The organism is Adlercreutzia sp. DFI.6.23, assembly GCF_024462535.1.
Lineage (GTDB): Bacteria > Actinomycetota > Coriobacteriia > Coriobacteriales > Eggerthellaceae > Adlercreutzia > Adlercreutzia rubneri.
On sequence record NZ_JANGBP010000010.1, the window covers coordinates 58,296 to 70,807 of the forward strand.

The 12,512-nt window shown below is 64.8% G+C and carries 12 protein-coding genes, 1 tRNA gene and 1 other RNA gene; 12 read left to right on the forward strand and 2 right to left on the reverse strand.

The window, feature by feature from the left end; all coding sequences use genetic code 11:
* Position 1: 1 nt before the first annotated feature.
* Both NE591_RS09930 and NE591_RS09935 read right to left on the reverse strand, forming a co-directional pair.
* Positions 2-1,519, reverse strand: a complete 1,518-nt coding sequence (locus tag NE591_RS09930) for a putative DNA modification/repair radical SAM protein (RefSeq protein ID WP_256156657.1) — start codon at positions 1,517-1,519, stop codon at positions 2-4.
* A gap of 236 nt (positions 1,520-1,755) precedes the next feature.
* The gene (locus tag NE591_RS09935) at positions 1,756-2,604 is read right to left on the reverse strand and encodes an Rpn family recombination-promoting nuclease/putative transposase (RefSeq protein WP_114548716.1); all 849 of its coding nucleotides are present in this window, start codon (positions 2,602-2,604) and stop codon (positions 1,756-1,758) included.
* A 206-nt stretch (positions 2,605-2,810) separates the two neighbouring features.
* On the opposite strand from NE591_RS09935, the gene pyrE reads away from it, so the two are divergent.
* The 12 genes from pyrE to NE591_RS09995 all read left to right on the forward strand — a co-directional run bounded on the left by pyrE (position 2,811) and on the right by NE591_RS09995 (position 12,444).
* Positions 2,811-3,494 carry an orotate phosphoribosyltransferase gene (gene pyrE / locus NE591_RS09940; RefSeq protein ID WP_161127796.1) on the forward strand — a complete coding sequence of 228 codons (684 nt, stop codon included), beginning with the start codon at positions 2,811-2,813 and terminating at the stop codon, positions 3,492-3,494.
* Positions 3,495-3,594: 100 nt separating this feature from the next.
* A tRNA-Thr gene (locus NE591_RS09945) sits at positions 3,595-3,669 on the forward strand.
* A gap of 371 nt (positions 3,670-4,040) precedes the next feature.
* Positions 4,041-4,337, forward strand: a complete 297-nt coding sequence (locus NE591_RS09950) for a hypothetical protein (RefSeq protein ID WP_022740210.1) — start codon at positions 4,041-4,043, stop codon at positions 4,335-4,337.
* A 1-nt stretch (position 4,338) separates the two neighbouring features.
* The gene (locus NE591_RS09955; RefSeq protein ID WP_161127795.1) at positions 4,339-5,508 is read left to right on the forward strand and encodes a M42 family metallopeptidase; all 1,170 of its coding nucleotides are present in this window, start codon (positions 4,339-4,341) and stop codon (positions 5,506-5,508) included.
* 5 nt (positions 5,509-5,513) lie between these two features.
* Complete coding sequence (gene smpB / locus NE591_RS09960; protein ID WP_022740208.1) at positions 5,514-5,981, forward strand: SsrA-binding protein SmpB; 468 nt, start codon at positions 5,514-5,516, stop codon at positions 5,979-5,981.
* Between the two features lie 216 nt (positions 5,982-6,197).
* The gene (locus NE591_RS09965) at positions 6,198-6,830 is read left to right on the forward strand and encodes a hypothetical protein (RefSeq protein WP_114540611.1); all 633 of its coding nucleotides are present in this window, start codon (positions 6,198-6,200) and stop codon (positions 6,828-6,830) included.
* A gap of 125 nt (positions 6,831-6,955) precedes the next feature.
* Positions 6,956-7,909: a choloylglycine hydrolase gene (gene bsh / locus NE591_RS09970; protein WP_114548719.1), complete on the forward strand. Its 954-nt coding sequence runs from the start codon at positions 6,956-6,958 to the stop codon at positions 7,907-7,909.
* A 96-nt stretch (positions 7,910-8,005) separates the two neighbouring features.
* Positions 8,006-8,384: a transfer-messenger RNA gene (gene ssrA / locus NE591_RS09975) on the forward strand.
* A 292-nt stretch (positions 8,385-8,676) separates the two neighbouring features.
* Positions 8,677-10,371: a L,D-transpeptidase family protein gene (locus NE591_RS09980; RefSeq protein ID WP_161127793.1), complete on the forward strand. Its 1,695-nt coding sequence runs from the start codon at positions 8,677-8,679 to the stop codon at positions 10,369-10,371.
* Between the two features lie 6 nt (positions 10,372-10,377).
* Positions 10,378-11,253 carry a glutamate racemase gene (gene murI, locus NE591_RS09985; protein ID WP_022740204.1) on the forward strand — a complete coding sequence of 292 codons (876 nt, stop codon included), beginning with the start codon at positions 10,378-10,380 and terminating at the stop codon, positions 11,251-11,253.
* A 45-nt stretch (positions 11,254-11,298) separates the two neighbouring features.
* Positions 11,299-11,925: an RdgB/HAM1 family non-canonical purine NTP pyrophosphatase gene (gene rdgB / locus NE591_RS09990; RefSeq protein ID WP_256156658.1), complete on the forward strand. Its 627-nt coding sequence runs from the start codon at positions 11,299-11,301 to the stop codon at positions 11,923-11,925.
* A gap of 135 nt (positions 11,926-12,060) precedes the next feature.
* Positions 12,061-12,444, forward strand: a complete 384-nt coding sequence (locus tag NE591_RS09995) for a MerR family transcriptional regulator (protein WP_256156659.1) — start codon at positions 12,061-12,063, stop codon at positions 12,442-12,444.
* The last annotated feature ends 68 nt before the right edge of the window (positions 12,445-12,512 follow it).

The following is a 12,512-nucleotide window of genomic DNA, read 5'->3' on the forward strand; positions in this document are numbered from 1 at the left end:
CCTAGGCCACCGAGAGCAGCGGGCTGTCGAGCGTTTTGCGGCCGTCGGCGATCGAGCGCTCTGCGACCGATGCCGGCTCGGTTGCGGCCGCTTGCCGCCCGGTCGCCGTCCCGGCCGCCTCAAGGGCCCGGCGCTGGGCGGCGAAGGCGACCTCGCGGGCGGTTGCCGCATCGGGGCTCGCCTCGGGCAGTACGGGCGGTGCCTCCACGGTTTCGAAGAGGCTCATCTGGCCAGCTGGGGCGCGGTCGGCGCGGCGCCCATGGCGACCGCCGTCGATAGGGGCCGAAAGCCGCGCGTGCAGGGCCTCGCGTGAGAAATCGACTCCTGATCCGCCCCAGGCGCCGTTCACGGTGATGAAGTAGCGGGCCCGCTTGTAGGCGATGCCGAGCTTTCTCAGCTCCGCCTCGCCGAGGGTGGACTGCCGTCGTGCCCGACAGATGAGCTTCGCCCCGCGCACGCCGATGCCGGGCACGCGCAGAAGGGCCTCCAAAGGCGCGCTGTTCACCTCCACGGGAAAGAAGTCCAGGTGGTTCAGAGCCCAGTTCGCCTTCGGATCGACATCGGGGGCGAGGAAGGGGTTCTCCTCGTCGATGATCTCGCTCACGTTGAAGCCGTAGAAGCGCAAGAGCCAGTCGGCCTGGTAGAGGCGGTGCTCGCGGTTCAGCTGCACGGCGTCGGTGGCGGGCAGGAGCGGGTCGGACACGACGGGGAGGTAGGCGCTGAAGAACACGCGCTTCAGCGACAGGTGGGTGTACAGGGCCGCCGACAGGTTCAGGATCTGGTAGTCGCTTTCCGGGGTGGCTCCGACGATCATCTGGGTGGACTGGCCCGCCGGCGCGAAGGCCCGTGCCTTCCGGGCGTTCTTCTTCGTCAGGTATACCGTAGTGCGCTTCTTCGCCAGCGAGCGCGATTCCGCATCGTCGGCGATGGAGTCGCAGATATGCCGCATGGGGGCCAGGATGGACGCACGCGACTTGTTGGGGGCCAAAAGCCCCAGGCTCTGCCGGCTCGGCAGCTCCAGATTCACCGAGAGACGGTCGGACAGGTGCCCCAGCTCGTCGATGAGCTCCACCGAGGTGCCGGGGATGGCCTTGGTGTGGATGTAGCCGCGAAAGCCGTACTCCTCCCGCAGGATGCGCAGGGCCTCGATCATGAGCTCGGTGGTGCGGTCGGGGCATCCGGCGACACCGGAGGAGAGGAACAGCCCCTCGATGTAGTTGCGGCGGTAGAAGCCGATGGTGAGGTCGGCCAACTCGCGAGGCGTAAATGCGGCTCGGGGTGCCTCGGCGTTGCTCGCGCGGTTCACGCAGTAGCAGCAATCGTAGACGCAGACGTTGGTCATGAGCACCTTGAGCAGCGTGACGCAGCGCCCGTCCGGCGTGAACGAATGGCAGCATCCCGCCTGGGTGGCCGCGCCCAGCTGTCCGGCCTTGCCCGCGCGCTGAACCCCGGAGGAGGTGCAAGCCACGTCGTACTTCGCCGCATCGGCCAGAATCTCCAGCTTCTCGATGACGTTCACCGCGCAACCCCTTCCAACCGCCAGACATCTTCCCGCCGCTAACACCAAACGAGCACACTTGTTCGCCCGAATGAATGTACGCTATACTACCCGAATAGATGTTCGCGTGTCAATGGGCGGAACATCGCCGGTTTGCTTGCGGCGTATGTCTTCTGGGGTCGGGAGAGGAGTGTGGCGGCGAGGGGGCTTGCGAAGGGGGAGACTTCGTTGTCGTCGGTTCGCGATTGCTCCTGCTTCTACGAGTCAAGCTCCTCGAGCAACCCCTCACGGTATTCCGCATCGGTCGCCGCACGGCGGGCGTCCTCGAAGCGGCCGGCATCCATAAGCTGAGCTATCAGCTTTCCAAGTTGGTCGGCTCCTTCCGCCCGTCCCGCGGCCCTACCCTCGGCTCTGCCCTCGGCAAGCCCCTCCTCACGACCCTTCTTCTGCAGGAGGCGGCCTTGGGCGCGCATATCCTCTTCCAGCGTCAGCATGACAAGAGACTCCTCTCTCCATGGAGCGTCTTCGTTGGCGGCCTCCACGGCGGCCGCGAGGTCGGCGGTAAGGCCGTCGCCTCCGACCTCCTCGGTGGCGACGTACCGAAGTAAACCACGAAGCGGCCCGTCTGGCAACATCTCCCAAGCGGAGGCGTTGAGCACGACCCATCTGAAGCCGTGCCCGAGTACCACGGATCCGCTCTCATCGCATATCATGTCGAAGGTGTAGACGGGGAGCCCCTCCTTGAACTCGTCGTGTAGGCAGATGAAAACGATAAAGCTCTCGGGCAAACTGTCGTAGGTGGCTCCCGGGCGCAGCATCGCAGTGTCCATGGCGCTCTGGTAGTAGCGCATGCGTCGACCCAGGCCCTCGCGGGAGTAGGTCTGCATCTCCACGTCGTAGAGCGCGTCCGAGGTGCGAACCCAGGCGTCGAGGCGCACTCCGTGGGAGCCGACGCGGGGCTGCAGGGTGCGCTCGGCGACGACGTTGCGTACCTCGTCCACGGGCACACCGAGGGCCGTCTCCAGCACTCGGCGGCACAGATCGGGGCGCTCCTCCATGATCCTGTCAAACATGGGGTACTCGCTGAACAGAAGGTTTCTCGACATCTAGGCCGTCCTTTCACCGGGGGTTTGGATCGTGCCATGCTACGCGATCCGAACCGCAGAAATGACGCGGGAATGTCCCGGTTCGTTCCCCGCGCCAACCGTGCTGGAGCCGCACTTTGATCGATTCGGGGAAACCGACGAGGAAATCGGGTATCATGGTGCCCATAGGAAACATGAGGGAACTCCTCACGGATGAAAGGGCGGCTATGGAGGCTTACAAGCGCGAGTTCATCGAGTTCATGGTTCAGAGCGACGTGCTGAAGTTCGGCGATTTCACGCTGAAGAGCGGGCGCAAGTCGCCGTTCTTCATGAATGCGGGCGCCTATGTGACCGGCGAGCAGCTGCATCGGCTGGGTCTGTACTACGCCCAGGCCATCAACGACAATTTCGGGCTGGACTTCGATGTGGTGTTCGGGCCAGCCTACAAGGGCATCCCCTTGGCGGTGGTGACGGCCATGGCGCTTCAGGAGCTGTACGGCAAGGAGGTAAAGTACTGCTGCAACCGCAAGGAAGTGAAGGACCACGGGGCCGACGCGGGCAACCTGCTCGGCGCGGAGCTTCACGACGGCGACAAGGTCATCATGGTGGAGGACGTCACCACTTCGGGCAAGTCCATCGACGAGACCTACCCCATCTTGAAGGCCGCTGCCGATGTGGATGTGCGCGGGCTCATCGTGTCGCTCAACCGCATGGAGGTGGGGAAGGGCGGCGTCACCACGGCCCAGAAGGAGATCGAGGCGAAGTACGGCTTCCCGGTGGCTTCCATCGTGTCCATGGCCGAGGTGAAGGAGTGCCTGCACAACCACGAGGTGGCCGGGCGCATCGTGATCGACGACGATATCGCGGCCGCCATCGACGCCTACTACGAGCAGTGGGGCGCCAAGGAGTAGGGAATCTGCGGTTGCAACTTCCCTAAATCGGAGCGTTGTCGTACAATGGGCCGACGCGGAACGGCATCGATGGGGAGGGTCGGCCGTTCACGCGCTCGTCGCCGGTGTGGCTCAACGGTAGAGCAACTGATTTGTAATCAGTGGGTTGCGGGTTCGATTCCTGTCACCGGCTCCATGTTTTACCAGGTCAGAGGTTTATAGCCTCTGGCCTTTTCTCTTTTTTGGACACTGAAGATACTGTTTGGTATCCAACGGTGCCCAGGCTGGTGGCCGGTCGTCTCCAGATGTTTTTCCGATTCTGCCTTCGAAATGCCACTTTGGCCTAGAAATGGTTGATGGACAAGAGACGGTTTGTACATTTCGGGGCTGAAATGGCAGAAAAGTGCCAGTTGAAGATAGAAATGTACAAGACGTGGAAAATGGGGCGCACATTTCGGGGTCGAAGTGGCATTTACCTGGCAGAATCTGGCGTCCGGGCCATCCACGAAGTTCGTGCGCTCTGCTATCATGGCTCGGGAACGTTTGAGAAAGGAAGCGCGCGAGTTTATGGCAACGTACATCGCCCATTATCAGTCGCCGAAGGGTTCCTACGAGAGGGAGCGCGGGCTGTTCGAGTTCGAGAGCGACGCGCGGGCCGGCACCAAGGCCAACGCCCACGACGCGCGCATGAAGATGCTAGAGCTGTTCGGCGCGAGCGCGGTGTCGTGGACCATCGAGAAGGTGGAGCGCGCCGGCGCCGCTCCCGCCGAGAAGCGGGAGAAGACCACCGACGGCCAGCTGGCGCTGGACTTCCGCCCTCCCAAGCCCGAGCGCAAGCGCAAGCATTCGAAAGGATATTGGTGATATGAAGAAGAAGCACCTGAAATTTCTGAAGCAGCTGGTGGAGACTCCCTCGCCGACGGGCTTCGAGGAACCGGCGGCGTCTCTCGTGCGCGAGAGGCTCGCCGATGTGGCCGACGAAGTGGCCACCGACACCATGGGCTCGGTGCGCGCGGTACTCGAGGGCCGCGACGCCGGTGCGCCCTCGCTCATGCTGGCGGCCCATATGGACGAGATCGGCCTCATGGTCACCTACATCTCCGACGAGGGCTTCCTCTCCGTGGCCTCTTTGGGCGGCGTGGACGCGGCCATCCTGCCCGGCATGCGGGTCGACGTGCACACCGCTTCCGGCACCCTCCGCGGCATCGTGGGCCGCAAGCCCATCCACCTCATCGAGCCGGACGAGCGCAAGACGGTGACGCCGCTCTCCTCCCTCGTTATCGATTTGGGCATGAAGCCCAAGCGCGTGAAGAAGCTTGTGCGGGTGGGCGACCCCATCACGTTCGGCGTCGGATTCGAGCGGTTCGGCGACGACATGGCCGTCTCGAAGTGCTTCGATGACAAGTGCGGCGTGTGGATCGCCTGTCGCGTCATGGAGAAGCTGGCCCGCGCCGGCCGCGCCCCGGGCGACTTCATCGCCGTAGCCACCACTCAGGAGGAGATCGGCACCCGCGGCGCCATGACAAGCGCCCATGCCGTGAATCCGGACGTGGCGCTCGCCTTCGACGTCACCCATGCCACGGACTACCCGGGCATCGACAAAACGAAGTACGGAAAGATCGTCTGCGGGGCGGGCCCGGTTATCGCGCGGGGGCCGAACATCAACCCCGTGGTGTTCGAGCGCCTCGTGGCCGCTGCCGAGGCGGAGGGCATTCCGTACCAGCTGGAGGCCGAGCCGTCGGTCACCGGTACCGACGCTCGGGCCATTCAGGTGACGCGCGGGGGCATTCCCACAGGCCTCATCTCCGTGCCGCTGCGCTACATGCATACTCCCACCGAGGTCATCTGCCTGCGCGATTTGGAGGCCACGGTGCGCCTCATCACCCGCTTCGCACAAGACCTCGCCCCCGACACGAGCTTCGTGCCGGGGCTGGGCGGCGCGGTGACCGAGAATGCGGAAGGGAAGGCCGCCGGCGCCGATGCCGATGCCGATGCCGATGCGTCCGACGCTTCCGCCGCACCCGAGGAGGCGTGAGGGCCGTGCCGAAGCGCGAGGAGAAGACCATCGCGAAGAACCGCCGGGCCTTCCACGACTACGAGATCTTGGAGACCTACGAGGCCGGCATCGAGCTGACGGGCACCGAGGTGCGCTCGCTGCGGGAGAACAACTGCCAGCTCACCGATTGCTTCGCCCTCATTCGGAACGGCGAGGTGTGGCTCAACAACGTGCACATCTCGCCGTACTCCAATGGCAGCATCTTCAACCCCGACCCCGACCGGCGCCGGAAGCTCCTGCTGCACAAGAAGCAGATTCGCTACCTGGACGCGAAGGTGGCCGAGAAGGGCCTGGCCATCGTGCCCTTGAAGATGTACTTCAACGAGGACGGCCGGGTGAAGGTGGAGCTGGCGCTGGCCCGGGGCAAGAAGCTCTACGACAAGCGCGCCTCCATGAAGGAGCGCGACACCAAGCGCGAGATCGACCGCGCGCTGAAGGAGCGCGTTCGCTAGGCCGGGGTCTGCGGGGCTGCGCCGCGCGCCGGCGTTCGGTTGCGCCACCGCCTTCGCTCGGTGTCTGCGGGCTGCACGACCGGCGTCGCGCCTTGGCACGTTCACGCTCGGTCAACGAAACGGCGCGGGAGGGCCACGGCGCGGGAAGTCGTGGCATCATAGGTTCGGCGGGCGAGGTCGCCCGCGCACGTACATCACGAGGTTAGGAGTCTGGCAATGGGTCTTGACGAAGAGCTTGAGAGCATGGAAGAGGTCGGCGAGACCGATGCCGAGTGGACCGACCAGGAAACAGAGCTGGAAGACGCCGAGGACGACGAGGACGCCCTCTTCGACGCCGATGAGGAGGATGCCGCCGAAAGCGACTTGGAGCACGCCTACGACAGCTTCATGACCGACAACGAGGCCGACTACGACGGCTGGGATCCCGACGAGGTGCCCGAGGCCATCCAGGCCGAGGAGGACGCCGACATCCTGCACTCGGAGGGCTATCACATCGAGGAGGAGCCCGAAGAGGAGAGCGAAGTCATCGAGATGGAGATCGAGGACGGCGATGTCTATGCGGTGATCGTCGACGAGCACGACAACGAGATCGGCTTCATCTTGCTCGACGAGGACGGCAACGAGCAGGAGTACTACTACGTCGCCGAGGACAACGACGGCGACGGCGTGCGCGTGGAGCGCACCTCGGACGGCGATGAGTTCGACCTCGGCATCAGCCGCGAGGGCGTGGCCGCCGCCACCAGGGACGTGAACGCCATCTACAAGGACGGCGTTCAGGTGGCCGCCGAGCTGAAGAGCACCTTCGACGAGATCTCCGATTCGCTGAGTTTCCTTAAGAAGAAAAAGTAACGGCGACAAGGCGCTGTCGAAACGACAACGGAGACGGCCCGCATCGGCGAACGTCGGTCATCGGGGCCTACCATGAATGGGAGCGATCGGTTGGGTCGCTCCCATTTCGTCGTTAGGAGATCATTATGTGCACGGGCGTTCGTTTTGCCGATGCAGCCGGCAACTTGTATTTCGGCCGCAACCTCGATTGGTGCGAGAGCTACGGCGAGGGCGTGGTCATCACCCCGCGAGGGGCGTCTATCCCCACGCAGTTCCTTGGTTCGCTGAGTCCAGAGCATGCCTGCGTGGGCATGGGCATCGTCGTGGGCGGCGTGCCGTGCTACTTCGATTGCGCCAACGAGGCGGGACTCGCCATCGCCGGCCTTAACTTCCCCGGCTACGCCCAGTTCGCCGAAGCTCCCGAAAAGGGAGCGGTGAACGTGGCGGCCTACGAGTTCCCTCTGTGGGTGGCGGCGAGCTTCTCCACGGTGGCCGAGGTGCGCAAGGCGCTTAAGGACGTTGTCATCGTGGCCAAGGCGCCCAGCGAGGGCTATGGCGTGGCCCAGCTGCACTGGCTGGTAGGCGATGGGAAGGAGTCCATCGTCATCGAATGCCAAGCCGACGGCATGCACGTGTACGACGACGGGCTGGACGTGCTTACCAACCAGCCGCCCTTCCCCTGGCATACCGAGAATGTGCGTAACTATATGCACATCGAGACCGCGCATCCCGAGCCGGTTGCGTGGACGCGCGACACCCTGCGCGCGTTCGGCAGCGGCGCGGGCATGATCGGGTTCCCGGGCGGCTACGATCCGGCCAGCCGCTTCGTGCGGGCCGCCTTCCTGAATGCGCATTATCCCGCAGAAGAGGGGGAGGCCGCCAATGTGACGCGCCTGTTCCGCACGCTTGAGGGCGCGTCCATGTGCAAGGGCGGCGCGCAGATGGCCGACGGTCGCTTCGAGTACACGATGTTCTCCGACGGCTACTCGGCGGCCACCAAGACCTATTACTGGTGCACCTACGACGAGCCGGCGCGCCAGAGCGTGTGCTTGGACGATTACGACCTGAGCGGCGCCGAGCTCATCCGCGTGGCGGCCTAGCGCCGCGGCGGCTCGGGCGTGTCGGGCTGACGGGGCCGATGGTGCGGCTCTTGACAGGAGCGGCGCGCCCGCTAGAATAAATCGACAACCCTTAAAGGGGGCGACTGGTTTCGACATGGTAAGTTCGAAACGAGGAGCAGGCCGTGGTCTCCTCGCCACGCTAAACAGGGGTACCGTCAAGTTAATTGGCAAAAACACTTCTAAGACCGGCTACTACATGCCGGCCGCCATGGCTGCCTAACAGCAGTTCTGGTGATCACCGACCCCGGTGTTTCCCCGAACCGGGCAAGGTGTCATTTGAGGGGAATGCCCCGCGGCACGTAGTCGGTATGGCCGCTGGAAAGACGGAACCGACTAGGAGCGGCCACGTTGGTCTGCGAACCGATCCGCTCCGAAGCCCGATCGCTGACTAAGCCTGTAGCGCCTTGTGGACAATTTAGTATGGACCGGAGTTCGATTCTCCGCGCCTCCACCAAGCTTTTCGCGGCCGCTCTTCGGGGCGGCCGCTTTTCTCTCCTTGCGTGGCTTATTCCTTACGAAAACGGTCATGTTCTGGGGAAACAGGCTGAAAATCCTTTAAGTTCTGTGGGGGAGTCGTGGGGAATGGCGTGCAGGGTGGCGCGCGGGGCGCGGTCTGTGGGAAAGTAGCGCCGAACGACGTATCCGCCGGCGGCCGCGGGCTCCTTGGCTTATAATGGGCCTAAGGCGCATCCGCCGACTTGCGCGGCGGCCCCAAAGTAAGTTGAATCGCACCACGGAAGCGCACTATGCCACGACACAGCACATCTGACAATCGAATTTCCGAAGCGGGCGCAAGCGCGACCCGCGGTTTCGTCATGCCCGAGGGCCGCTTCGGCGCGCCGAGGCCCGTGGGGCCCCAGGCCACGGGCGCGATGCCGCCCCAGCACGACCAGGGAACCGCCGCGATGCCCCCTCAGCCTTCGCGCCCCGCAATCAGCGGCGCCGGCGCCATGCCCGTCGTGCCCCCCATGGGCCCGACGTCCGGCGGCTACGTGCCCGGCTACCAGGTGAATGCCCGGCCGCCCAAGAAGCATCGGGGGCTCAAGATCTTCGGCATCGTGATGGCCTCCATTCTAGGCGCCATCGCCCTTGTCTACTTCGCCGGCGTCATCGTGTTCTCCGGGCGCTTCTTCCCGCAGTCCACCATCATCGGCATGGACATCTCCGGCAAGACGCCCGAAGAGGTCCATCAGATGCTCGACGAGGTGCTGGGCGACTACACCTTCAAGGTGGAGGGCCCGGGTCTTTCCCTCACGCTGGACGCCACGGACATGGGCATGGCGCTCGACAGCCAATCTATCGCCGACGGCCTTCTGGCCGAGATGAACCCCTGGGCGTGGCCCTACGAGGTGTTCCAGCGCCACGACGACACCGACGACTTAGTCTCCACTCTGGAGAACTCGAAGCTGGCCGACACGCTGACCGCCGCCGTGGAGGAGGCCAACGCCCGCGGCACCGCTCCCAAGAACGCCACCGTGGCCTATGACGCCGACGAGGGCGGCTATGTCGTCGTGCCCGAGGAGGAGGGCAACACCCTTTTGGCCGACGTCGTCATCGACGAGGTGACGCGGGGCACGGTGAACTTCGCGCCGAAGGTGACGCTCTCCGACGCCGTGCTGGCCAAGCCCACGGTGACGCGCGACGACCCCGCGCTGGCCGAGGCGCGCGATGCGGCCAACAAGCACCTCGGCGGGGCGCTTTCCCTCACCATGGCGGGCGCCGAGAAGATGGCCATCACCGCCGACGAAATCGCCGAGCACATCACCTTGGGCGACGATCTCTCCGTGACCTTCGACCCTGAGCCTTTGGTGGCGGCGGTGAAGGAGAAGGTGAACGCCATGGACACCACGGGCGCTACCCGCACGTTCACGCGTCCCGACGGCAAGGCCGTCACGGTGAAGGGCGGCGACTACGGCTGGATCACCGACAGCCAGGCCACCGCCGACGCCGTGCGCGAGGCGCTCACCTCCGGGGCGGGCGGCACGCTGGAGATCATCATGAAGCAGAACGCGGCCCAGGCCCCCGACGAGGGCGGCCGCGACTTCGGCACCCGCTACATTGACGTGGATCTCACCGAGCAGCACGCGCGCTTCTACGGCGAGGACGGCGCCATTATCTGGGAGAGCGATATCGTCAGCGGCAAGCCCGCCGACGGGCGCGACACGCCCCAGGGTACCTACTACATCAAGACCAACGACGGCAAGTCGGTGCTGCGCGGCTACAAGCCCGACGGCACCAAGGACTACGAGACCGAGGTGGAGTTCTGGATGCCCTTCAAGGACAACTCCGTGGGCTTCCACGACGCGGGTTGGCAGGAGAAGTTCGGCGGCGACTGGTACGTCGAGCACGGCAGCCACGGCTGCATCAACCTGCCTCCCGATAAGGCCGAAGAGCTTCACGGGCTTCTGTCGGTGGGCGACGTCGTCGTCGTGCACGAGTAGGGCGCTGTGGATACGGAGCATTTCGACAACCGCCCCATCGGGGTGTTCGATTCCGGCTACGGGGGCCTCACGGTGGCCCGCGCGCTGCAGAAGCGCCTGCCGGAGGAGTCCATCCTGTACTTCGGCGACTCGGCGCGCTGCCCCTATGGGCCTCGCGATCAGGCCGAGGTGGACGGCTTCGTGCAGCAGATCTGCACGTGGCTCGTCGGCCGGGACGTGAAGATGATCGTCATCGCCTGCAACACGGCCACGGCCGCTGGCCTCGCCCATGCCCAGGAGAACTTCTCCGTGCCCGTCGTCGGCGTGGTGGAGCCGGGCGCCCGGGCGGCGGCCCATACGACGCTCAACCGGCGCGTGGGGGTCATCGCCACCAAGGGCACCGTGGATTCCAACGCCTACAGCGACGCCATACGCCACATCGACGCCGGCATCACCGTGTTCTCCACGGCGACGCCTCGGTTCGTGGAGATCGCCGAGATGGGGCTGAAGCTCTCCGACGGGCCCATCGAGGACTACATGGCCGACACCACCAAGGTCTACATCCGCCCGGAGTTCGAAGACATCGCCCGGCAGTACCTGGAGCCGCTGCGCCGCTGCGACATCGACACGCTCGTTTTGGGTTGCACCCACTATCCGCTTCTGAAGGCGCTCATCGGGGGCGTGGTGGGGCGCAAGGTCACGCTGGTGAACTCGGCCGATGAGACGGCCCGCGACGTCGATCACATCCTGCGCCGGCGCCGCGCCCATGCCCGTTCGGGCAACGTGCCCGTCCACTCGTTTTTCACCACGGCCGACGACGTGGAGGAGTTCCGGCGCTTCGGCGGCCGCGTGCTCGCCCGCCCCATGGACGTCGTCGCGCATGTGGATCTGCCCGCACTGTAAGCAACCGCCCGCACCGGCGAGGTGCCCGTCTGCAAGGAGGAGCCCGTGAAGGAAGTGCTCATCGCTACGAACAACGCCCACAAGGTGGAGGAGATCCGCACGGCCCTGAACTTCGAGGGCTGGACGTTCACGACGCTGGCCGAGGCGGGGGTGACATCAGATCCGGCCGAGGACGCCGACAGCTTCGAGGGCAACGCCCGCATCAAGGCCCGGGCGGCGCGTGCGGCGGCACGGGAGTCGCTGGGGCGCTTTGTGGCGGTGCTCGCCGACGACTCCGGTTTGGAGGTGGACGCCCTGGACGGCGCGCCGGGGGTCTTCTCGGCGCGCTACGCGGGATCCGACGGGGACGATGCGGCCAACAACGCGAAGCTTCTGGCCGAGCTTGCCGCCGTGCCGGATGCCGAGTGCACGGCACGGTTCGTGTGCACGCTCGTGTTCATCGACGAGGACGGTACGGAATCGGTGGCCCGCGGCACCATCGAGGGTTCCATCGGGCGCGAACCCCGCGGCAGCGAGGGCTTCGGCTACGATCCGCTGTTTTTGCCCGACGAGTACGGCGGCACGCGAGCGCTGGCCGAGGTCTCCCAGGCCGAGAAGAACGGCATATCTCATCGGGGAAATGCCTTGCGCGTGCTCAAAAAGGCCCTTTCCCAAAGCGTTGACGAACGGTAAAAATAGGCTGTGTGCGGGGCTTTTCCATGGGATATTATTTTGATCTATTGACTTGTAGCATACTCCATATGGTCTAATGGGCACGCAGGCTGCGCGAACGTGAGATGCGCAGCGGCGCGTTTCGAAGGGGACGGCATGAAGATTGCGGAAGTCAGCAAGCGCTACGGTGTTTCCACCGACACGCTGCGCTATTACGAGCGCATTGGCCTGTTGCGCCATGTGCCTCGCAACAAGAGCGGCATTCGCGATTACGATGTGGCCAGCTGCAACGCCGTCGAGTTCGTCAAATGCATGCGCGATGCCGGCATGTCCATCGAGTCTTTGGTGGAGTACATGGAACTTCTGGAACAGGGCGACGAGACGACGGCGGCCCGCAAGGAGCTGCTCATGCGGCAGAGCGGAGAGATCCGGGAGCGCATTGCCGGCCTGGAGCGGGCCTTGGCGCGTCTCGAGTACAAGATCGAGCACTACGACGAGGTCATGACGGCCACCGAGCGGACTCTGCGCGCGGGGGAGTAACCGCCGCGAATGCGTTTGTTCCGTGGGCGTTGCCCTCGAGTCTTTTATTGGAGCTGACTCCAACATTT